This window comes from Naumannella cuiyingiana (genome assembly GCF_013408305.1).
Taxonomy (GTDB): Bacteria; Actinomycetota; Actinomycetes; order Propionibacteriales; family Propionibacteriaceae; genus Naumannella; species Naumannella cuiyingiana.
The window spans coordinates 1,932,542-1,953,400 of the sequence record NZ_JACBZS010000001.1 but is presented as its reverse complement, the minus strand read 5'-3'; the positions used below and the strand labels follow the sequence as shown (position 1 = coordinate 1,953,400).

General features: G+C 71.1%; 20 protein-coding genes. 13 read left to right on the top strand and 7 right to left on the bottom strand.

The features are described from left to right. Window positions 1-85: 85 nt before the first annotated feature. The 10 genes from GGQ54_RS08995 to GGQ54_RS08950 all read left to right on the top strand — a co-directional run bounded on the left by GGQ54_RS08995 (window position 86) and on the right by GGQ54_RS08950 (window position 9,901). Window positions 86-811, top strand: coding sequence for an FHA domain-containing protein (locus GGQ54_RS08995; RefSeq protein WP_179445081.1), 726 nt, complete (start codon window positions 86-88; stop codon window positions 809-811). Then, window positions 812-1,285, top strand: coding sequence for an FHA domain-containing protein FhaB/FipA (locus GGQ54_RS08990; protein ID WP_179445080.1), 474 nt, complete (start codon window positions 812-814; stop codon window positions 1,283-1,285). Then, entirely contained in the window at window positions 1,285-2,844 is a 1,560-nt protein-coding gene (locus GGQ54_RS08985; protein ID WP_179445079.1) for a PP2C family protein-serine/threonine phosphatase, read from the top strand. The genes GGQ54_RS08990 and GGQ54_RS08985 overlap by 1 nt, the downstream gene beginning before the upstream one ends. Then, entirely contained in the window at window positions 2,841-4,238 is a 1,398-nt protein-coding gene (locus GGQ54_RS08980; RefSeq protein WP_179445078.1) for an FtsW/RodA/SpoVE family cell cycle protein, read from the top strand. The genes GGQ54_RS08985 and GGQ54_RS08980 overlap by 4 nt, the downstream gene beginning before the upstream one ends. Next, window positions 4,235-5,677, top strand: a complete 1,443-nt coding sequence (locus GGQ54_RS08975; RefSeq protein ID WP_179445077.1) for a peptidoglycan D,D-transpeptidase FtsI family protein — start codon at window positions 4,235-4,237, stop codon at window positions 5,675-5,677. The genes GGQ54_RS08980 and GGQ54_RS08975 overlap by 4 nt, the downstream gene beginning before the upstream one ends. Window positions 5,678-5,750: 73 nt before the next feature. Beyond that, window positions 5,751-7,613, top strand: a complete 1,863-nt coding sequence (gene pknB, locus GGQ54_RS08970) for a Stk1 family PASTA domain-containing Ser/Thr kinase (RefSeq protein WP_179445076.1) — start codon at window positions 5,751-5,753, stop codon at window positions 7,611-7,613. Window positions 7,614-7,935: 322 nt separating this feature from the next. Next, window positions 7,936-8,706 carry a CPBP family glutamic-type intramembrane protease gene (locus GGQ54_RS08965; protein WP_179445075.1) on the top strand — a complete coding sequence of 257 codons (771 nt, stop codon included), beginning with the start codon at window positions 7,936-7,938 and terminating at the stop codon, window positions 8,704-8,706. A 19-nt stretch (window positions 8,707-8,725) separates the two neighbouring features. After that, on the top strand, window positions 8,726-9,091 hold the full coding sequence (locus tag GGQ54_RS08960; RefSeq protein WP_179445074.1) for a hypothetical protein: 366 nt from the start codon (window positions 8,726-8,728) through the stop codon (window positions 9,089-9,091). 9 nt (window positions 9,092-9,100) lie between these two features. Beyond that, entirely contained in the window at window positions 9,101-9,304 is a 204-nt protein-coding gene (locus tag GGQ54_RS08955; protein ID WP_179445073.1) for a helix-turn-helix transcriptional regulator, read from the top strand. Window positions 9,305-9,466: 162 nt separating this feature from the next. Next, window positions 9,467-9,901, top strand: a complete 435-nt coding sequence (locus GGQ54_RS08950) for a VOC family protein (RefSeq protein ID WP_179445072.1) — start codon at window positions 9,467-9,469, stop codon at window positions 9,899-9,901. Between the two features lie 17 nt (window positions 9,902-9,918). On the opposite strand, the gene GGQ54_RS08945 is transcribed toward GGQ54_RS08950, so the two are convergent. Together GGQ54_RS08945 and GGQ54_RS08940 are read right to left on the bottom strand one after the other, a co-directional pair. Next, on the bottom strand, window positions 9,919-10,551 hold the full coding sequence (locus tag GGQ54_RS08945) for an aminodeoxychorismate/anthranilate synthase component II (protein ID WP_179445071.1): 633 nt from the start codon (window positions 10,549-10,551) through the stop codon (window positions 9,919-9,921). 28 nt (window positions 10,552-10,579) lie between these two features. Next, window positions 10,580-11,332: a DUF881 domain-containing protein gene (locus tag GGQ54_RS08940; protein ID WP_343045909.1), complete on the bottom strand. Its 753-nt coding sequence runs from the start codon at window positions 11,330-11,332 to the stop codon at window positions 10,580-10,582. Between the two features lie 115 nt (window positions 11,333-11,447). Here GGQ54_RS08940 and GGQ54_RS08935 point away from each other — a divergent pair, with 115 nt between their 5' ends. Continuing rightward, a complete protein-coding gene (locus GGQ54_RS08935; protein WP_179445070.1) occupies window positions 11,448-11,735 on the top strand; it encodes a cell division protein CrgA in 288 nt (95 codons plus the stop codon). Between the two features lie 32 nt (window positions 11,736-11,767). On the opposite strand, the gene GGQ54_RS08930 is transcribed toward GGQ54_RS08935, so the two are convergent. Both GGQ54_RS08930 and lysS read right to left on the bottom strand, forming a co-directional pair. Continuing rightward, the gene (locus tag GGQ54_RS08930) at window positions 11,768-12,613 is read right to left on the bottom strand and encodes an HAD-IIA family hydrolase (protein WP_218843799.1); all 846 of its coding nucleotides are present in this window, start codon (window positions 12,611-12,613) and stop codon (window positions 11,768-11,770) included. An 89-nt stretch (window positions 12,614-12,702) separates the two neighbouring features. After that, complete coding sequence (gene lysS, locus GGQ54_RS08925) at window positions 12,703-14,199, bottom strand: lysine--tRNA ligase (RefSeq protein ID WP_343046016.1); 1,497 nt, start codon at window positions 14,197-14,199, stop codon at window positions 12,703-12,705. Between the two features lie 102 nt (window positions 14,200-14,301). Here lysS and GGQ54_RS08920 point away from each other — a divergent pair, with 102 nt between their 5' ends. Beyond that, window positions 14,302-15,096, top strand: coding sequence for a YbjQ family protein (locus GGQ54_RS08920; RefSeq protein WP_179445068.1), 795 nt, complete (start codon window positions 14,302-14,304; stop codon window positions 15,094-15,096). Here the strand turns inward: GGQ54_RS08920 and GGQ54_RS08915 are convergent. Further along, complete coding sequence (locus tag GGQ54_RS08915; protein ID WP_343045908.1) at window positions 15,084-15,761, bottom strand: HAD family hydrolase; 678 nt, start codon at window positions 15,759-15,761, stop codon at window positions 15,084-15,086. The two genes, GGQ54_RS08920 and GGQ54_RS08915, sit on opposite strands and share 13 nt — an antisense overlap. Window positions 15,762-16,028: 267 nt before the next feature. Here GGQ54_RS08915 and GGQ54_RS08910 point away from each other — a divergent pair, with 267 nt between their 5' ends. Then, complete coding sequence (locus GGQ54_RS08910) at window positions 16,029-18,338, top strand: LuxR C-terminal-related transcriptional regulator (protein ID WP_179445067.1); 2,310 nt, start codon at window positions 16,029-16,031, stop codon at window positions 18,336-18,338. Between the two features lie 16 nt (window positions 18,339-18,354). Here GGQ54_RS08910 and GGQ54_RS08905 read toward each other — a convergent pair whose 3' ends face one another. After that, window positions 18,355-19,071, bottom strand: a complete 717-nt coding sequence (locus GGQ54_RS08905; RefSeq protein ID WP_179445066.1) for a pyrimidine reductase family protein — start codon at window positions 19,069-19,071, stop codon at window positions 18,355-18,357. A gap of 62 nt (window positions 19,072-19,133) precedes the next feature. After that, a complete protein-coding gene (locus tag GGQ54_RS08900; RefSeq protein ID WP_179445065.1) occupies window positions 19,134-20,375 on the bottom strand; it encodes a septal ring lytic transglycosylase RlpA family protein in 1,242 nt (413 codons plus the stop codon). Window positions 20,376-20,859 lie beyond the last annotated feature (484 nt).

Below are 20,859 nucleotides of genomic sequence, written 5' to 3'. Positions count from 1 at the left end.
TCGGGTGTCCGCGCGTCGCGCCGGTCGGCCCTAACGCGGCCGACCCGGGGGTTTTCCGCAGCCATCGAGAAGGAGAGGAGGAGAGATGAGCGTGTTCGACCGCTTCGAGAAGCGGATCGAGGGAGCGGTCAACGGCGTCTTCGCGCGCGCCTTCAAGGGCGACGTGCAGCCCGTCGAGATCGCCGCCCGCCTGCAGAAGGAACTCGACTCGAAGGCCCAGATCCTCTCCCGCCACCGCCGGCTCGTGCCCAACGAGTTCGTCATCGAACTGTCCCAGCACGACTACGACCGGCTCACCCCCTACGGCAAGAAGCTGACCGCGGAGATCATCCCGGAGTTGCGCGGCCACGCCGGCAACATGGGCTATGAGTTCAACGGCCCGATCATGTTGCACTTCGATCTCGACGAGGACCTGCCGACGGGCCGGTTCAACGTCTCCTCCGAGGCGGTGGCCGAGGTGGACGGCAGTGCCGGTGTCGCGGCCGAGCCGGTGACCACCGGCAGTCTGCGCCGCACCCGGCTGGTGCTCGAGGTGAACGGCATGCGGCACCCGCTGAACCCGCCCGGCTTCACGATCGGCCGCGGCTCGGATGCCGACCTGCGGATCAACGACCCGGGCATCTCGCGCCGCCATGCGCGGGTCCAGGTCGGCGGCTCCGGGCTGGACCTGACCTACACGATCACCGACCTCGGTTCGACCAACGGCATCAGCGTGAACGGCGAACGGGTGCGCTCCGCGGAGCTACGCGACGGCACCCGGATCGAGATCGGCAACACCCGGATGCTCGTTCACGCGCCCTCGGGGCAGTAGATGGGTTCGGCGATCGCCGTCACCGTGATCAAGGTGGCCTTCCTCGCGCTGCTGTGGATCTTCATCCTGATCTGCGCATCGATCATCCGGACCGACATCTTCGGCCGCAAGGTCGCCACGGCTGACCTGCCGCACGCCGACCTCGACGAGCCCCGCCGCGGCCGGCGCCGCCAGCGCGGTGCACCGCGCCGGGTGGTGATCAGCAACGGCCCGCAGGCGGGCATCGAGGCCGACCTCGCGGGCGGCGTGGTGCGCATCGGCCGCAGCTCGGACTGCCAACTGATCCTCGACGACGACTACGTCTCGACCCGGCACGGCCAGGTGACGGTACGCCCGGACGGCATCATCGTCGCCGAGGACCTCGGCTCCACCAATGGCACCTATGTCAACGGGCAGCGGATCACCCAGCCGACGCAGCTCACCCCCGCCGACACCTTGCGGATCGGGCGTACCCAACTGAAGCTGGACAGCTGATGAAGCTCAGTTTCATCGCGCACTCCGAGACGGGCCCGGTCCGCAAGAACAACCAGGACTCGGGGTACGCCTCACCGCGGCTGCTGGTGGTGGCCGACGGGATGGGCGGCGCGGCGGCGGGTGATCTTGCCTCCGCGGTCGCCATCGACCAGTTCCGCCGGGTGGACGAGCGTGCCGCCGCCGATCGTGATCACACCCTGCGCGGCGAGGACATGTTGGCGCTGCTGGCGGGCGCGATCACCCGCGCCAACGACAAGATCGCCGATCTGGTCGCCGACGACCCCGAGCTCGAAGGGATGGGCACGACCGTCTCGGCGTACCTCTTCGACGGCGACCGGCTGGCGCTCGCCCACATCGGCGACTCCCGCGCCTATCTGATGCGCGACGGCGAGCTGCGGCGTACCACTCATGATCATTCCTGGGTGCAGTCGCTGATCGACGAGGGCAAGATCACCGAGGAGGAGGCGGCCACCCATCCGCACCGGAATCTGTTACTGAAGGTGCTGAACGGCCAGGCCGCGACCGAGCCCGACCTGGAGTTGGTCGACATCGAGCCCGGGGACCGGTTGCTGATCTGCTCCGACGGACTGTCCGGGCTGACCGATGACGAGTCGATCACCCGCGCGATGCGCCGGCCGGAGCTGACCGACGCGCTGGACGAGCTGATCGACCTCGCCCACGCCGGCGGCGGCATCGACAACATCACCATCGTGCTCGCCGACGTCCAGGGCGATGATGAGCGGCCAGCGGCGACCGGCACCGGCGAGGCCGCGGTAGCGCCGCTGGGCGAGCCCGTGACCAATGACGACGGCACCGAGGACACCCTGGTCCGCACGCCCCCCGCCGCGGGCGCCGGCTCCGACGCGCCCGCCGAGGCGCTCGAACCGATCGTGCTCGGCGCGGCGACCGAGCGCGCGATCCCGGCCGTCCGGCACCGCACGGCGGCCGAGCGCGCGGCTGCCGAGTCCGACGAACAGTTGCTGGTCGAGTCCGAGCGCGACGACGAACACGAGCGCTATGCACCGACCAGCCCCCCGCGGCGGCGCTGGCTGCGGATCGCCCTCGGCGTGCTCGCCGCGGTCGTCCTGCTCGGCATCGGCGCGCTGGCCGGCAACGCCTGGATCGGTACGCAGTACTACGTCGGGGTGGCCGGCGAGAACGTCGCCATCTACCGCGGCCTGCCCGATGACGTGGCCGGCGTACCGCTGTCCCAGGTCTCGGAGGTGACCGAGACCCGGGTCAGTGACCTGCCCCGCTACTTCCGCGACCGGGTCGCGGAGAACATCCGCGCGAGCGACCTGCCCGGTGCCCGGAACACGGTCGCGGAGCTGCGCGCGGCCGCCGAACTGTGCATCGCCCAGCGCAACACCGAACCACCGCTCGATCCGCAACCGACCCCGACCGCGCCGCCCGGCCCGACGCCCGGGACCGGCGAGTCGGTGGCGCCGGGCGCATCGCCGAGCGCCGGCACGACGCCGGCCCCCCGGGACACGGGCAGCGCCAACCCGAGTCCGACCACCACCAGCCCGACCCCGGGCGTCACGCAGGAATGCGGATGAGCGCCGCGACCGCCGAGGCGGGCACCACCGTCGTCTACCACAAGCGCCGCAATGTCGAACTCGCGATGCTGCTGCTGGCCTGCGGGATCGGCATCGCCGGCTACTGGATCACCTCGGTGAACCTGCTCGAGGAGGCACCGCCGAACCTGCCGGTGGTCGCCGGCATCTGGGTCGGGCTGGCGCTCGCCGCCCATGCCGTGATCCGCTGGCGGCTGCCCTATGCCGACCCGCTGATCCTGCCCTGTGTCGTCGCGCTGAACGGGCTCGGACTGGTGATGATCCACCGCCTGGACCTCGCCACCCGGTTCAGCGACCGGCCGACCGATGACGCCACCACCCAACTGATGTGGAGCGTGCTCGCCGTCGCGGTGTTGATCTTCGGCGTGATCGTGGTTCGCGACTATCGGCCGCTGCAGCGGTTCACCTATACCCTCGGCCTGGCCAGCATCGTGTTGTTGCTGTTGCCGATGCTTCCCGGCATCGGCCGGGAGATCAACGGGGCCCGGATCTGGATCGGGGTCGGGCCGTTCTCCTTCCAGCCCTCGGAGATCGCCAAGATCGCGCTGTCGATCGCCTTCGCCGGCTATCTGGTCGAGAAGCGCGATGTGCTCGCCCTGGCCGGCGCCCGGGTGCTCGGCATCGACCTGCCCCGGCCGCGCGACCTCGGCCCGATCATGATCGTCTGGGGCGTCGCGATGGCGATCTTGGTCTTCCAGCGCGATCTCGGCACCTCGCTGCTGTTCTTCGGGCTGTTCGTGATGATGCTCTACGTCGCCACCGAACGGCCGGGCTGGCCGATCCTCGGCACCTTGCTGTTCGTGGGCGGCGCGATCGGCGGCTACTTCGCGTTCAGCCACGTGCGGGTGCGGGTGCAGGCCTGGCTCGACCCGTTCGCCAACTTCGATCGCAACTTCCAGATCATCCAGGGCCAGTTCGGGATGGCGTGGGGCGGGCTGTCGGGCACCGGTCTCGGCGAGGGGCAGCCCTGGCGTACCCCGCTGGCGAAGTCGGACTTCATCTCCGCCAGCATCGGCGAGGAGCTGGGTACCGCCGGCCTGATGGCCGTGATCATGATCTACGCGCTGCTGGTGGCGCGCGGTTTGCGTACCGCCCTCGCCTCCCGGGATCCGTTCGGCAAGCTGTTGGCCGCCGGCCTTTCCTTCGTGCTGGCGCTGCAGGTGTTCGCGATCATCGGCGGGGTGACGCGGCTGTTGCCGCTGACCGGTCTGACCACGCCGTTCATGTCGCAGGGCGGCTCCTCGCTGCTCGCCAACTGGACCGTCGCCGGCCTGCTGCTGATCATCTCCAACCAGGTACGCCGTCCCGTCGTGGCCCGTCCGGCGATCCCCGACGAGGAGCGCACCCAGGTCGTGTCCGGTGGTGGTGAGCGATGAACCGCCCGATCCGCCGCGTCTCCGTCGTCGCGATGATCATGTTCGCGCTGCTGCTGGCCAATGCCACCTACACCGTGCTGGTCCGCGAGGGCACGCTGAATGCCGACCCGGCGAATCGGCGGGCCCGCGACTCCGAGTTCGGCCAGGACCGCGGACCGATCCTCGCCGTCGGCCCGACCGAGCTGGCGATCACCGAGCCGGTCGACGACCAGTACGGCTACCAGCGGGTCTATCCCGACGATCCCGAGATCTACGCGCCGGTCACCGGCTACTACTCCTACGACCATGCCCGCACCGCCCTGGAGAACTCCTACAACACCGAGCTGGCCGGCACCGACGACTCGCTGTTCATCCGTCGGCTGATGGACACCATCACCGGGCAGAAGCCGACCGGCGCCACCGTGGAGACCACGATCAACCCGGCCGCCCAGCGGGCCGCGTGGGAGGGCTTGGACGGCCGCAAGGGCGCCGTCGTGGCGATGAATCCGCAGACCGGGGAGGTGCTGGCGATGGTTTCCTCGCCGAGTTATGACCCGAACGAGATCGCCAGTCATGACATCGCCGACGCCAACGCGGCCTGGACCCGGCTGAACGACGATCCCGACCGTCCGCTGGCCAATCGCGGGGCCCGGGAGATCTACCCGCCCGGCTCGACATTCAAGCTGGTCACCGCGGCCGCCGCCCTGGAGGACGGGATGAACCCCGACACGCAGGTCGACTCCCCCGACAAGCTGACGCTGCCGCAGACCAACACCCAGCTCGGCAACGACACCAACTGCGGCGGCACCAGGATCACCATCGACCAGGCGCTGCGGGTCTCGTGCAATACCGCGTTCGCCAATCTCGGGCTGCAGCTCGGCGACGACAAGCTGCGCGACCAGGCCAGCCGGTTCGGCTTCGGCTCCCGGCCGCTGCCCGAGCTGGCGGCGGCGGCGAGCCGCTACCCCGACGACCCGAATGCGCCGCAGACCGCGCTCAGCGCGATCGGGCAGGGCGATGTGGCGGCCAGCCCGCTGCAGATGACGATGGTCACCGCCGGCATCGCGAACGGCGGCAAGGTGATGGACCCCTATCTGGTCAGCACCGTCCGCGGTGAGGACCTGTCGGTGATCAGTCAGAAGCGGCCGAGCGTGCGGTCCACCGCGATGAGCGAGGACAATGCCCGGGCCCTGCGCGAGATGATGGTCAATGTCGTGGAGGACGGCACGGGCTCCAATGCGCAGATCAGCGGGATCGGCGTGGGCGGCAAGACCGGTACGGCGCAGACCACGCCGGAGCGGCCGCCGTATGCCTGGTTCACCGCCTTCGCACCCGCCGACAACCCGACCGTTGCCGTGACGGTCTTCATCGAGGAGGCCGACATCCCGCGCAATGACATCGCCGGCGGACGCCTGGCGGCGCCGATCGCGAAGGACGTGATGGAGGCGGTACTGCGATGACCTCGAAGCTTTCCCGGGCGATGGGCCCATCCCCGGCGATGTCCCCCGGCTGTGCGGACTCAGTGGAGTGAACATGGACGAGACGAACAATTTCGACGAGCAACCGACCCGCCCGATCGGCGGCACGGGCCCGGACGATGCGACGACCCCGCGCCGGGCCGCCGCCTCCGGCCCGCTGCTCGGGGGTCGCTACGAGGTCGGCGGGTTGCTCGGTCGCGGAGGCATGGCGGAGGTACGCCAGGCCTACGACACCCGCCTCGGCCGGCCGGTGGCGGTGAAGCAGTTGCGCAGCGATCTCGCCACGGACCCGACCTTCCAGGCGCGGTTCCGGCGCGAGGCGCAGTCGGCGGCCGGGCTCAACCACCCCAACATCGTGTCGGTCTACGACACCGGGGAGGAGCTGAACGCCGACGGCGTCGCCGTGCCCTACATCGTGATGGAGCTGGTCGAGGGACAGACCCTGCGCGACATCCTGCGCGACGACCGCAAGATCTTGCCCGAGCGCGCGCTGGAGATCACCCAGGGCGTGCTGGATGCCTTGGCGTACTCCCACAAGAACGGGATCGTGCACCGCGACATCAAGCCGGCCAATGTGATGCTGACGCCGACCGGCCAGGTCAAGGTGATGGACTTCGGCATCGCGCGGGCGGTCGCCGACACCTCGGCGACGATGACGCAGACCGCGGCGGTGATCGGCACGGCGCAGTACCTGTCGCCGGAGCAGGCGCGCGGCGAGACCGTCGACAACCGCTCCGACATCTACTCGGCCGGCTGCGTGCTGTACGAGTTGTTGACCGGGCGGCCGCCGTTCATCGGTGACTCGCCGGTCTCCGTGGCGTACCAGCACGTGCGGGAGCAGCCGGTGCCGCCGAGCCAGTTCGATCCGCTGGTGACCCCCGATGTGGACACGATCACGCTGAAGGCGCTGTCGAAGGACCCGGCGGACCGCTACCAGGACGCGCGGGAGATGCGCGACGACATCAGCCGGGTGCTGGCCGGGGAGGGTGCGACGGCGGTGCTGCCGGCGCCGAGCCCGGCCCCCGACGCCGACGCGACCCGACTGAACCCGGCGGTTGTCGAGACCGAGACCGTGGAGGACGAGGAGGAGCCGAAGAAGTCGCGCCGGGTGCCGATCATCATCGGCATCCTCGCCGCCCTGGTCCTGGCCGGGCTGGTCGCTGGCTATTTCCTGCTGCGGCCGGCGCCGGCTCCGGCCCAGGTCGCAGTGCCCGCGCTGAACGACTTCACCCCGCAGGCCGCGGAGGCCCAACTGCGCAATGTCGGCCTGAACTCGCGGATCGAGACCGAACGCGGCGCCGATGACAACACCGTCGGCCGGGTGATCGGCCAGGATCCGCCCGAGGGCACGATGGTGAACCCGGGCAGCACCGTCACGCTGACCGTGAACGAGGGCCCGGAGAAGGCCGAGATCCCTGCCGGCCTGGTCGGCTCCAGCCGCGACGAGGCCCGCAAGGCGCTGGAGGACGCCGGTTTCAGCAACATCAGCGAGGAGGCCGACGACTCCAGCGATGCCCCGGAGAACGAGGTGCTCAGCGTCTCCCCGGCCTCCGGCCAGTCGGTACCGGTCTCGGACTCGGTCACGCTGCGCTACTCCAGCGGCTCGGTCGAGATCCCGAACTGGGTGGGCAGCACGCGCGAGCGGGTCGAGGCCGATGCCCGCGATCTCGACCTGCGGATCGACTGGCAGACGGAGACGACGAGTGATCAGCCCCCGGGCCTGGTCACCCGCAGCGACCCCGGGGCGGGCAAGTCCGCCAAGCGCGGGGACACCGTCACCGTCTGGCGGGCCGAGGCGCCGCAGCCGACCCAGCCGACCGACCAGGCCCCGGACCCCTCGCCCAGCGAGTCCGACGAACCGAGCGAGCCGGAACCGACCGGTTCCGCCGGCCCGCCCACCTCCGAGCCGACCGAGTAGTCGGAGCGAATAGCCGGCAGGGGATAGGCCGGGGAAAGGTGCGTCGGGAGGGGTACGCCGGAAGCGGATTCCCGTCCGGTGCCCTGACCTACCCCCAATCGCCCTGACCCACCCCCAACCGCGAACCCAACCGGCACCCGCGAGCGGAGCAACGCCCGCGGCTGCCGGTTCACCTCGCGGCTGCCTCGAGGAACCCTGATCCGCGAACCCAATCGGCACCCGCGAACCGAGTAACCTTCGCGGCTGCCGGTTCACCTCGCGGCTGTGCGTCCGGTTGTCAAAGTTGCTTGACACTAGGACAAGGACGCTTTACGTTAGCCGTATGTCAAGCAGCCTTTCCATCGGTCCTCGCACCACCGCCCGGCACGCCGGCCCCCTCTCGGCGCTGGACCACTTGCCCCTGTGGCCGCTCGGTCTGATTGCCGCGCTGCTGTTCATGCGTACGGCACTCTTCCTGCTCCTCGACGTCGGCCTGTTCGCGGCACTGCCGCAGGCCTGGCCGGGCAGCCAGATCTACCTGAACGCGCTGTTGATCATTCCGGACCTGGTGACCATCGGCGCGGTGGCGTACCTGCTGCACCGGCGCGGCGGGTCGATCCGCGAGGTACTCGGCCGGTTCCGGCCAGCCGATCTGGGTTGGGGCCTGCTGCTCGGGCTGATCATGTTGGCGGGCTTCCTCGCGGCAACCTTCGCCGGCAACCTGATCGTCTACGGCGGAGCACCGCCCGCACCGACCGGCGGGCTGCCCCAGGTCCCGCTGTGGGTCGGAATCGGCGCCATGATCGCGCCGCTGACCATCGCCACCGCCGAGCGCCTGACCTATGGAATCGGCCAGGACCAGCTCACGCGTCGATTCGGTACGCCGGCCGCGCTGATCGTCGTGGCGGCCTTCTTCGCCCTGCAGCATGCTCCGCTCGTGCTGGGCGGCGGCGCGGACGCGGTCGCGTCGAAGTTGATCGCCACCTTCGGCGCCGGCCTGCTGTTCGGGGGACTGCTGTTGTGGCGGCGCCGGTTGTGGCCGTTGATCATCGCGCACTGGTTGCTGGACATCCTCGGCCTGGGTCTGCCGACGCTGGCGTTGGCGCTGTCCTGAGCCGGTAGCCTCGGCGATCATGACACGGCGCTACGTTCGGCATCTGATCCTGGGCCTGCTGGCCTATGCCGTCCTGTTGGCAACGGCGATGGCGCTGCTCGGCCAGACCTCCGGCGTCCTGCGCTGGGTCGTGATGCTGCTCCCGCTGCCGGCGCTGGTCGCCGTCGCCTGGGCCGTCATCCGTTGGATCCGCGAGGCCGACGAACTCCAGGGCCGGATCGCGGTGGAGGGGATGGCGATCGGGTTCGCGATCGGATCGCTGGCCACCTTCGGCTACGGGTTGTTGCAGATCGCCGGAGCCCCGCAGGTCTCGTGGCTTCTCGTCTGGCCGGTCTATGCCGCTGGCTGGCTGATCGGTCGGTTCGTCGCTGGCCGGCGCTACTAGGCCGCCACGATGGAGAATGCGATCAAGGACCTGCGGGCCGAACGCGGCTGGACCCAGGCCGATCTGGCCGCCGCGCTCGGCGTCTCGCGGCAGACGGTCAACTCCCTGGAGAAGGGCCGCTATGACCCCAGCCTGCCGCTCGCTTTCGCCATCAGCCGCGTCTTCGCCCGACCCATCGAGCAGATATTCACCGATCCCGGCGCCGCCGGTTGAGCCGACCCGGCTCCCGGCGCCGCCCAATCCGCGAACCCAACCGGCACCCGCGAACCAAGTAACGCCCGCGGCTGCCGATTCAGCTCGCGGGTGCCGGTTCGGCTCGCGGCTGGAGGGGGACGCGGCACCCGCATGTCGGCACCGGGTGCGAAGCTGACGGGCATGGAGCAATACATCACCGTGATCACCCTCGCGGTCGAGGATCGCGCGGCGATGCGCCGATTCTTCGTCGACGGGCTCGGCTGGGCGGCGGCCCTGGACGTGGAGGATGTCCTCTTCCTGCGCGTCGGGCCGTCGCTCGTGCTGTCGCTGTGGGACCGGGAGTCCTTCGTCGCCGAGGTCGGCGAACCCGCCCGCGGCCTCGCGCCGATCACGCTCGCCCACAATGTCGGCAGCGACGCCGAGGTGGATACCGTGCTCGACCGCGCCCGGGCCGCCGGTGCCCTGACGGTGCAGCCCGGACAGCGCCGGGACTGGGGCGGCTACTCGGGCTATTTCGTCGATCCGGCGGGCTATCACTGGGAGGTCGCCCATGCCCCGGGCGGCGGCGTGCTCGGCGAGGCGCTGGCCGCCGGCCAGGCCTTCGCGCAGGGCTGATCGCCGTCGGCCGCGGTTCAGCCGGCTGCGATCAGCGGCCGCAGATCGCGGGCCCGCTCGGGCGCGCCGGGGTCGCCGCAGGCCGCCAGCCAGTTGGCGAGCACCTGGTAGCCGCCCTCGGTGAGCACCGACTCGGGGTGGTACTGCACGGCCTCGACGGGCAACTCGCGGTGGCGGATCGCCATGATCACGCCGGAGTCGGTACGCGCGCTGACCTCCAGCACCGGCGGCAGGGTCGGCGGCAGCAGCGCCAACGAGTGATAACGCGTCACCGTCAGACCCTGCGGCAGCCCGGCGAACACCCCGCGTCCGTCGTGATTGATCACCGACGTCTTGCCGTGCAGCAGCTCGGGCGCCCGGTCGACGGTGCCGCCGTGGGCCACCGCGATCGCCTGCAGGCCGAGGCAGACCCCGAAGATCGGCAGCCGGTCACCCCAGCCCTTGATCAACTCGATGGACGCGCCGGCCCGCTCGGGCGTACCGGGCCCGGGCGAGAGCAGGATCCCGTCGAACTCCGCCGCGAGGTCACCGGCCAACCGCTCGTCGTCATTGCGCCAGACCGTGGCCCGGGCGCCGAGCTGGCCGAGGTACTGGACGAGGTTGTAGACGAACGAGTCGTAGTTGTCCACGACGAGGATGCGGGCGGGCATGGGCCAATCCTGCCACTGCGTCCGTCGGTCAGCGCGGCTGGCGGGCATAGGCGAGGTCGGCCGAGCCCTCGTGGCCGGGCATCCGGACCTGGCCGTCGGTGCGCTCGGCGTAGCCCAGTTGGTACGCATCCACGTACTGCCGATAGATCCGGATCGCGTCGCTGTCGGCCAGCGCCGCCCGCAGGCGCTCGGGATCGCCGATGGCGGTGATCACATACGGCGGCGCATAGGGCCGTCCGTGCAGGACCACGGTATTGCCGACGCATTTGATCCCGGTGGTGGAGATGACGCGTACTCCCTGGATGGTCATCGCCTCAGCGCCGCCGGACCACAGCGCGTTCGCGACCGCCTGGATGTCTTGTTGGTGGACGACCAGCGCGTCGTCGGAGACCCCGGGCGGCTTGAGCTCGCGCGGAGCATCGGTCAGCGTGACCGTCACCGCGGGGCCCTCGACCGGCGTCATCGCCGCCGCCAACTCCAGCGCGGCCAGCCGCTCGCCGCGCGCGGGATCCTCCCCGCTGCGGGCGGCGAGCTGGTCGACCTCCGCGCGGGTGGCGGCGACCCGGCTGCGCAGCTCGTCGTTGCGCGCCGACTGCTCGGTGATCAGGCCGATCAGGTCGGTCTGCCGGTCGGGCCGCAGATCCGTGCCCCGGGCATTCACCGCCGATACCGAGATCATCAGCCCGCAGACCGCGAAGACCACCGCCGTGACGGCCACCGCGCGCCGGGAGCGCGGAACGGCCGGGTCCGGGCCCGGGCCGCTCCAGTCCTGCGCTGCCACGGCGGCCTCCTGTTTCCTCGGCGTGGGCTCCCCGCGTGCGGGCCGGCGTCGATCGCTCGCGGTGTGACCGCGAAGCAGTGTTCAACTACGCTACAGCGCAGCACAAGGAGGAGCGTTGCCCGAACCCAAGGTACGCAAGGCCGCGGCGGAGAAGAAGAAGGTCGCGGAGAACAAGAAGACGGTCGCCGCGCGCAAGGACCGGCAGGCCAAGGCGCCCGGCGCCGGCCGACGGTGGGTGCCGCCCACCTTCATCGCCACCGGCCTGCTCGGTGTGGCGTGGATCGTGGTGTTCAACCTGGCGCGGGACTACATCCCGTTCATGCGGGACCTGGGCAACTGGAACTACCTGATCGGGATCGGCCTGATGGCGGTCTCCTTGGGCATCGCCACGCAGTGGAAGTGAATCGCCGCGCAGCGGAAGTGAGCTGACCCCGCTCAGTTCGCGTCCAGCTCGCCCGGATCGGGCGCCATCAACTGCTCGATCAGCGGCACCACCTCGGCGATCGAGTCGACCACCCGGGTGGGCTGGTAGGGGTAGCGCTCGATCTGGTCCCGGCGGGTGGATCCGGTGAGCACCAGGATGCTGCGCAGCCCCGCCTCGATTCCGGACAGGATGTCGGTGTCCATCCGGTCCCCGATCATCACCGTGCTCTCCGAATGGGCATCGATCGTGTTCATTGCCGAACGCATCATCAGCGGATTGGGTTTGCCGACGTAATAGGGTTCCACACCCGTCGCGCGGGTGATCAGCGCCGCGACCGACCCCGTCGCGGGCAGCGGTCCGTCCTTGCTCGGCCCGGTCGCGTCGGGATTGGTGGCGATGAACCGGGCGCCCGCGTCGACCAGCCGGATCGCGTGGGTGATGGTGTTGAACGAATAGGTACGCGTCTCGCCCAGCACCACATAGTCGGGGTCACGCTCGGCGAGGACGAAGCCCGCCTCGTGCAGCGCGGAGGTGAGGCCGAACTCGCCGATCACATAGACCGAGCCGCGGGTCGCGCTGCCCCGATCGGCCGCGGACCGCGACTGCTCGGCCAGGAACTGGGCGGTGGCCAGCGCCGAGGTCCAGATCCGGTCCTCGGGCAGGTCGATCCCGGAGGCGTGCAACCGTGCGCGCAGGTCGCGCGGGGAATAGATCGAGTTGTTGGTCAGCACCATGTACTCGCGCTCGCAGCGCTGCAGCTCGCCGATGAACTCGGCCGCGCCGGGGATGGCGTGCTGCTCGTGCACCAGCACCCCGTCCATGTCGGTCAGCCAGCATCGCACCCATCGGTCGTCCATCGGCCCTCCCGGGTTCACGGATCTGGCGGGCGCGCGGCCCGCGGCACCACGCTACCCCCGGGACCGTGGCCGGAACCACGCCCGGCTGCCTACTGCTGGGGCTTGAGCAGCGGGAAGAGGATCGTCTCGCGGATCCCGACGCCGGTGAACAGCATCACCAGCCGGTCGATGCCGACGCCCACCCCGCCCATCGGCGGGGCGCCGAACTCCAGCGCGGCGAGGAAGTCCTCGTCGAGCTGCATGGCTTCGGGGTCGCCGGCGGCCGCGGCCAGCGACTGCTCGGTCAGCCGCTGGCGCTGGATCACCGGGTCGATCAGCTCGGAGAAGCCGCCCGCGCGTTCGGTGCCGCCGATGATCAGGTCCCACGCCTCGATCAGGCGGTCGTCGGTGCGGTGCGGCCGGGCCAGCGGCTGCGCGGACGGCGGATAGTCGTGCACGAAGGTCGGCTGCACCAGATCGGGCTCGACCAGCTCGCCGAACAGTTCCACCACCAGCTTCTCCGCGCCCCATGCCGGATCCACCTCGACGTCATGATCATCGGCGATCCGGCGCAGCTCCTCGGCCGTGGTGTCGGGGGTGATCTCCACCCCGACCCGCTCCGACAGCCCGGGGTAGACGCCCAGCCAGCGCCACTCCCCGTCAAGATCGATCACGCCGTCGGCGGTCTCGATCTGTCGCCGGCCGACCACATCGGCGGCGTCGAGAATGATCTTCTTCGTGAGTTCGGCGATGCTCGTCTGATCACCCCAGGCCTGATAGGCCTCGAGCATCGTGAACTCCGGCGCGTGAGTGGAATCGACGCCCTCGTTGCGGAAGATCCGGCCGATCTCATAGACCCGGTCCGCCCCGCCGACCATCGCCCGCTTGAGATAGAGCTCCAGCGCGATCCGCAAGGTCATCGGCACGTCGAAGGCGTTCAGATGGGTACGGAAGGGCCGGGCGGCCGCGCCGCCGTGGATCGCCTGCAATACGGGCGTTTCGATCTCCAGGAAGCGCTCGGCATGCAGCGTCTCCCGGACGCTGCGGGTGATCGCCGCCCGGGTCTGCAACAGCTCGCGCGCGGTATCGCGTACCGCAAGATCAACATAACGCTGCCGGACCCGCGTCTCCTCGGAGAGCTCCTTGTGCAGCACCGGCATCGGTCGCAGCGCCTTCGACGCCATCTGCCAACTGCGCGCCATCACCGACAACTCGCCGCGCCGGGAACTGATCACCCGGCCCGTCACCGCGACATGATCACCGAGATCGACCAGGCTCTTCCAGGCGTCGAGGCTCTCCTGCCCGACCTCGGCCAGCGACAACATCACCTGCAGCCGCTCGGCCGGATGCTCGGCGTCGAAACCGTCCTGCAGCGTGCCGAAGCACAGCTTGCCGGTATTGCGGATGAACACCACCCGTCCGGCGACGGTCACCTCGTCGTCGGTCTCCTCCCCGGCGGCCAGGTGGCCCCACTTCTGGCGTACCTCTCGCAGGGCGTGGGTACGCGAGATGTCGACCGGATAGGCCTCGGCACCGTCGGCCAGCAGCCGCTCGCGCTTGTCCGCCCGGACCCGGAGCTGCTCGGGGAGATCGGTCTCGGCCGCCACGGGTTCTGCCGCGGACGGGGGACGGGCATCACTCACCCGACCAACCCTAGCGGCCGGGCCGCCCGCCGCCCGCCGCAGCGGGCCGCGCCCTACGCTGAGCCCATGAGCTACGGCCAGAACCCCTACGGGCACAACCCCCCGGGCCAGCAGCCCGGCCCCAACCAGCCGGGCCCCCATCCGTATGGGCAGCCGCCCTACGGGCAGCAGCCCTACGGCCAGCCGCCGGCCCAGGACCCCTATGGACGACCCGGCGGCTTCGGCCCCGGCCCGAACCAGGGCGGCCCGAACCAGGGCGGCCCGGGTCAGGGCGGCCCGGGTCAGGGCGGGTTCGGTCCTGGCCCGGGGGGCCCGCCGCCGGGTTACGGCCAGCCGCCGGCCGCTCCGCGCGGACCGCACCAGCCGCCTGCCGAGCAGCGCGGGACCTCGGAACTGCCGATCGCCAGCCATGCCGTACCCGTGCACACCCTCGACGACGAGCCGTTGCTCTTCGTCACCGAGGCCCTCGGCGAGGTGATCGGCGTCGCGCTACGCCCGACCGGCGGCGACCCGACCGCCCATGCGCGGGCCCGCCAGCAGGCTGTCTCGGCGATGGCCACGATGGCGCAGGCCGCGGGCGCCGACGGCGTGATCGGGCTCCGCTTCGACACCGGGCCGGACGAGGTCGTGGCGTACGGCACCGCGGTACGCACCGAGGTCGACGAGGCCGAGGACGACGGCAGCGCGGCGCCCTCGGTGGTTGCCCGCGAGCCGGAGCCGAACCCGGCGAACTCCGATGACGACACCTCGCCGAGCGCGGCGGACTCGCTCGGCGCCGGCTCGGGCAGCCCGACCTCCTTCGGCGGCGGGTACGCCCGCCCGGACCGGCCCGGCGACCAGGGCTCGCCCTACTCGGGCTGATCCACGGCCGCCAGCGCGACCCGGCCCCCGTCGCGGGGCTGCCAGCGCACCGCGCCGAGATCCGGCACGATCGCATCGGCGGAGAGCTCGTCGCGCGCGGTGGTGGTGATCACGGCAAGGGTGGTGCAGCCGGCGGCGCGGGCGGCGACCAGGCCCTGCGGGGCGTCCTCGACGACGAGGCAGTCGCCGGGATCGACGCCGAGGCGCCGCGCGGCCAGCAGGAAGGGGTCGGGCGCGGGCTTGCCGCGCTCGACATCGTCGGCGGTGACCAGCACGTCGGGCGGGGCGAGCTCACTGGCCGCCAGCCGGGCGGCCGCCAGGGGCGCGGTGCTGGAGGTGGCGATCGCATGCGGTACGCCCGCCAGCTCCGCCATCGCCCGCACGGCGCCCGGCAGCGGGACCACGCCTTCCACATCGGCCAGTTCCAGGGCCGCGATGCGCGCGACGGCCTCGGCCACCCGGTCGGCCGGAAGCACCTTCGCGGCGATCGCGGCCGCCGGTACGCCGTGATTGCCGTCGAGCTGTTCGCGGGTGACCCCGAACTCGGTGGCCCACGTCGTCCACGAGCGGTTCACCGCGGGAGTCGAGTCGATCAGCGTACCGTCCATGTCGAAGATCACGGCGGCAAAGTCGCGGCCGCCGAACAACGCATCCCCACTGCTCACGGGGCAAGCGTGCCAGACCGGTGGGGGGACGCGCGCGGCCCGGTGAACCGCCGCAATGACTGCGGCGGAGGACCGGGCCGCGATGCGATCGCTCCCCCCCGTAATTCACGGAGCAATCAGACCTCAGACTCGCAGAAACGTCGCGGGGAAGGCAGCGTCGCGGGGTGACAAAATCCACGCCGTTGGGTGATTCTCACCGGTAGCTGGCCCGACTCCGGCCTAAGGTGCTGGGAAGCCGGCACAGCACGGTCCAGCAGAGGAGCCGCATTGACGCAGACTTCGGCACGTACCCGCCTGAACGAGACACTCGACGCGGCCGGTTCGCGACAGTTGATCATGGTCATTGCTCCGGCCGCCTTCGGCAAGACCGCCATGATCGAGGGATGGTTGGCAGCCCGTCCCGAGGTCGCGGAGCGGGTCGTGCGGTGGGAGCGCGGCGCCGAACTGCGGGCCGGCGCAGCGGCAGTCGGCAACGGCGACCGCCCGCCGCCGCTGGTCGTCGCCGATGGCACGATCGGCCCGGACCCCGACGAGATCGCCGGCCTGATCGCGGCGGTCGCGGACGGCGGCGGGCAGCTGCTGATTGCCTTGCGCGGGCGCCCGCAGCTCGATCTCGGCACGCTGGTGGTGCGCAACGACGCGATCGAGATCGGCGCCGGGGAGCTGGCGCTGACCCTGGCCGAGGCGGGCGAGCTGCTGCGCGGACCGAACCCGGAGATCGCCGACGAGGCGGTTGCGGGGCTGTGGGCGCACACCTTCGGCTGGCCGGGGCTGCTCGGCATCGTCCGCGGCCACCGGCACTGGGACTCCCGCAGCCAGTTGCACGCGCTGTTCGACGACTTCGTGCACAGCGAGGTGCTGGCCGGACTGCCCGCCGACGTGGACCGGACGCTGACCGCGGTGTGCACGCTGGACGAGGTGTCGCCGGATGTGGCCCGTGCCTTCACCGAGGATCCGGCGGCGTTCGCGATCTTGTCGACGCTGCCGCGGCACGGCGTACCGATCACCATCGAGGCCTCCGGCGCCCTGCGCGTCGCGCCGGTCGTGCTGGCCGCACTGCGGCGACGCCTGGCGGCCGAGGAACCGGAGCGGCTGGCCGAGCTGCAGCGGCGCTCCGCGCGCCGGCTGGCCAAGTTGCGCCGCCCGGAGGCGGCAGTCGGGATGGCGATCGACGCCGGCGAGCACGAGTTGGCGGCCGATCTGATGCGCTCGGCATCGGTCCGCCAGTTGTACCGGCTGGGCGCGGAGCACTCGCCGATGCTGGAACGCCTCGAGGGCTCCGGGGTGATGTCGGCCGGTGAGGCCACGCTGCTCCGCTCGCTGGTGCTCGCGCGGCGGCGGCCGGTCGACCCGGACGCGCTGCGCCGCACCATCGAGCGGCACGGCGTCGATGCCGCGTGGGAGCCGCTGCTCGTGGCGCTGCGCTGGCTGCTGCTGCGCCGCACCGGCTACGGCGACGACGGGTCGACGGTCGAGTTGGAGGACCAGACGACGCGGCTGTTGCGCGAGGAGGGGATACGCCCGGAGCACCTGGCCTTCCTGCAACTGGAGTACGGCGCGTTCCTGACCGCGGTCGGCCGGCTGCGGGCGGCGCGCGGCATGCTGCGGCTGGCGGTGACCACGGCGCGGCTGGAGTCGCTGCCGTGGGCGGTGGTGCGGGCGACGGCGTCGCTGGCCTGGGTGGACGCGGTGCGGTTCGGCAGCAATGCCGCCCGGGTGACGGCCGAGCGGGCCGAACAGGCGGCCGGCGCGGATCCGGTGTTGCGCGAGCTGCTGGCACCGGCCCACGGGGCGCGCGCGCTGCTGGCGATCGACCGCCTGGACGCCACGGAGGCGCGGCACTGGCTGGCTCGGGCCGAGCGCCTCGAGCTGCGCGAGGATCCCGCCAACCGTGCACACATCGCGGGCTGGGTCGAGATGATCGACGGACGACTGGATACGGCGCTGACGCTGATCGACGAGGCCCGCACTGCCGGGCTGGGGCGCGCGACCGCCTATCAGCGCGCCCGGCTGGCGATGACCGCGTTGCTGGCCGCGGCCGGTGCGGGCGATCTGGACCGCGCCGATCGCGAGCTGGAGACGCTGCGCGAGCTCGACCCGGAGCCGGAGGCCATGTCGGTGGACGGACTGGCGGCCGGGCTGTTGATGTTGCGGGGCGAGGTCGAGCAGGCGCACGCGATCTTCCTGCGGGCCGCGGAGATCGCTGCGCCGGCGAAGGACAAGCTGGCGCTGTGGCTGCTCTCGGCGCTGGTGCAGTCGGCCGACGCGATGCAGGACTACCGATTGGCGGTGGACACCTTCGACCGGGCCCAACAGCTCGCCGAGCAGCTCGGGCTGGAGGCCGCGCCCGGCCGGCATCGCGCGGTCACCAGCTTCACCCACCGGATCCGGCTGACGCCCGCCGAGACCCACGTACTGGCCAATCTGGCCGACGGCGAGACGCTGACCCGCGCCGCGGAGCGGTTGTTCATCTCCCCGAACACCCTGAAGACGCATCTGAAGCGGATCTATCGCAAGCTGGACGTCACCGGTCGCGATGAGGCGGTACGCCGGGCCCGGCTGATGCGGTTGATCTGAGTCCGGGCGTACCGGCTCAGCGGGCGCGCTGCCAGCGGGCGAAGAGCTGATCGTCGGCGAGCAGCAGCCTGGCCAACTCGAAGCGCCGGTCCGAGACGGGTACGCCGGACGTCAGGCGGGCCCCGTCGCCGGCCACGATCTGTGGTGTGGTGGTGACGCAGACCTCGTCGACCAGATCGGCGGCGAGCAGCCGGCCGAGCGTGCTGGGGCCGCCCTCGCTGAGGATCTGCCGCAGGCCCAGCTCCCGCAGGCCGCGGACGGCGTCGGCGAGATCGAGCTCGCCGTCGCCGGCGACCAGGATGTCGGCGCTGTCCCGGATGGCCGTCGGCACGGCCGCGCCACCGGGGATGATCAGGATCGGCCTGGTGGCGGCGTCGGTGAAGATCGGCGAGCCGGGATCCAGGCGCGCGGTCCGGGTGATGATCGCCAGCGGCGGCTCGGCCGGCCGGCCCGCCGCGGTTCGCAACTCGGCGAGCCGGGGTGGCAGGGTCAGCGGCCCGTAGCCCTCCACGCGTACCGTCTGCGCCCCGACCAGGACGACATCGGCGAGCGCCCGCAGGGCGGTCAGCACGGCCTGGTCGGCGTCGCCGGTCAGGCCGCCGACCCGGCCGTCAATCTGGGCGGCGCCGTCGATGCTGGTCACCATGTTGGACCGCAGCCAGTCCCGCCCGGCGGGCAGGGCGTAGGCATCGAGGGGGCCGAGATCGGCCGGTTCGGGGTACAACTGGCGCATGGTCCGGACCCTAGAGGGACCGGTCCGAGCGCCCGCGCCGGGGTCGGGCCGCGCCGGTCAGCTCAGAGCTTGTCCCACTTGACCGTGATCACGCCCGCGCTGGTGCCGCCGATCGCCTCCATGGCGGCCTTCGACAGGTCGAGGCAGCGGCCCGAGACGTAGGGGCCACGGTCGTTGATCCGGACCACGACCGTCTTGCCGTTGCTCGGATTGGTGACCTTGATCCGGGTGCCGAGCGGCAGGGTCTTGTGCGCGGCCGTCATCGCGTTCGGGTTGAACCGCTCGCCGGACGCGGTCGGCTGGGGCTCCCAGTAGTAGGAGGCCTTGCAGGAGTTGCCGCTGGCCGGGCTCTGGGAGGTATCGGCCTCTTCCGAGTCACCCGAGCCGCCCGAACCCGAGCCACCCGAACCCGAGCCGCCGGAGCCGCCGGAGCCCGAACCGCCCGAACCGGAGCCGCCCGAACTCGAGGAGTCGGAATCGGAGTCGCCGGTGCCGACGAGAACGATCTTGTTCACCGGCTCCTTCTCCGTCTTCGCCTTGCCCTTCGGCTTCTTCTCCACGCTCTTGCCGTTGACGAACTTCTCGCGGATCGTCTCGACCCGGACGCCCTTCTTGCCCTCGGTCTTGACCTTCGTCTCGCCCTCGTCCAGCTCGCTGGTCCGGCGACGCTCGGTCTCGAAGTCGATGTCGGACTTCTTCTCCGACTCCTTGTACTCGACGACGTTGACGGTGATGCCCTTGGCGTCGAGATCGTCCAGCTTGGCGTCCTTGGCGGGCAGGATCTCGTCGTCGCCGTCGAACTTGATCTTGGCCTCGGTGAGCGCGTCGGAGACGGTGAGGCCGGTGGTGACGACCGTGGTGGCGGGCTTGCCGCCGACCGAGACCGGGACGTCGCGGGCCGGGGCGATGTCCAGGCTCAGGCCCTGGCGGCCGATCGGGGTGGAGCGCGACGCGCTGACCCGCGACTCCTCGCGGTAGCGCAGGGCGTCGAGCAGGTCACCGACGGTGAGCGCGGTGGTCGGCACGACCTTCTGGTCGCCGCCGGCGATGTTCAGCGTGACATTGCGGGAGTAGCGGACGACGATCTGGGTGCCGCTGGTGACGGGCGTCTGGGGCGCCGGCGCGACCTCGTCGCGGGCGCCGTAGCTGATGCCGCGCTCGGCCAGGACATCGGCGACGGTCGCGTCGTGGGTGGTCAGCGTCGTCGGTACGCCGTCGACGGTCAGGTCGACGGTCTTGGCCGTCGCCGTCCACGCGCCGAAGACGCCGCCGCTCGCCGCGAGCACGCCTGCCGCGATGGACATCGGAACGATCTTGCGCATCTTTCTCCACCAGAGGTCTTGCCGAGCCGGAATGTTGCCGTGGGTGCCGGTCCGCGTGCGGCGGGCCGGGCGGCCGCCCGACCATGGGCGACCTCAGCATCGTAACGGCCGCCCCGGACGATTCCAAACGAAACCTGAGAATCCTGAGGGCCGCCCCGCGGCAGGTAGGCAGGTGCCCACTCGGGACAAGTCGGTACGCCGACCGATCGACCGGCCCAGGGGCCGGCGACGGCCGCTCCCCGCGCGGCTTCGTCGACATCCACAAGCGTTGGGGAAAACCTTGCGCAACGCCCCACATCCCACGTCGACGGCGCGCCTGTCAAGCCGGCGACCGCGGGCCTCGCCCAGCCTCAGAAAAACTTCTTCCCACACCTCGGGGAGGAGCGTTTGCGCAGGTCAGGGGGCATTTCGGGTCGTCGTGGCGAGGGTTGTCCCCAGGTTCATGAACAGGCGGTGCACAGCGCGC

Bases quoted from the DNA above. Each gene is read 5' to 3' on its own strand.
- GGQ54_RS08995 (WP_179445081.1), top strand. From the start codon at position 86: ATGAGCGTGTTCGACCGCTTCGAGAAGCGGATCGAGGGAGCGGTCAAC.
- GGQ54_RS08990 (WP_179445080.1), top strand. From the start codon at position 812: ATGGGTTCGGCGATCGCCGTCACCGTGATCAAGGTGGCCTTCCTCGCG.
- GGQ54_RS08985 (WP_179445079.1), top strand. From the start codon at position 1,285: ATGAAGCTCAGTTTCATCGCGCACTCCGAGACGGGCCCGGTCCGCAAG.
- GGQ54_RS08980 (WP_179445078.1), top strand. From the start codon at position 2,841: ATGAGCGCCGCGACCGCCGAGGCGGGCACCACCGTCGTCTACCACAAG.
- GGQ54_RS08975 (WP_179445077.1), top strand. From the start codon at position 4,235: ATGAACCGCCCGATCCGCCGCGTCTCCGTCGTCGCGATGATCATGTTC.
- pknB (WP_179445076.1), top strand. From the start codon at position 5,751: ATGGACGAGACGAACAATTTCGACGAGCAACCGACCCGCCCGATCGGC.
- GGQ54_RS08965 (WP_179445075.1), top strand. From the start codon at position 7,936: ATGTCAAGCAGCCTTTCCATCGGTCCTCGCACCACCGCCCGGCACGCC.
- GGQ54_RS08960 (WP_179445074.1), top strand. From the start codon at position 8,726: ATGACACGGCGCTACGTTCGGCATCTGATCCTGGGCCTGCTGGCCTAT.
- GGQ54_RS08955 (WP_179445073.1), top strand. From the start codon at position 9,101: ATGGAGAATGCGATCAAGGACCTGCGGGCCGAACGCGGCTGGACCCAG.
- GGQ54_RS08950 (WP_179445072.1), top strand. From the start codon at position 9,467: ATGGAGCAATACATCACCGTGATCACCCTCGCGGTCGAGGATCGCGCG.
- GGQ54_RS08945 (WP_179445071.1), bottom strand. From the start codon at position 10,551: ATGCCCGCCCGCATCCTCGTCGTGGACAACTACGACTCGTTCGTCTAC.
- GGQ54_RS08930 (WP_218843799.1), bottom strand. From the start codon at position 12,613: ATGGACGACCGATGGGTGCGATGCTGGCTGACCGACATGGACGGGGTG.
- GGQ54_RS08920 (WP_179445068.1), top strand. From the start codon at position 14,302: ATGAGCTACGGCCAGAACCCCTACGGGCACAACCCCCCGGGCCAGCAG.
- GGQ54_RS08905 (WP_179445066.1), bottom strand. From the start codon at position 19,071: ATGCGCCAGTTGTACCCCGAACCGGCCGATCTCGGCCCCCTCGATGCC.
- GGQ54_RS08900 (WP_179445065.1), bottom strand. From the start codon at position 20,375: ATGTCCATCGCGGCAGGCGTGCTCGCGGCGAGCGGCGGCGTCTTCGGC.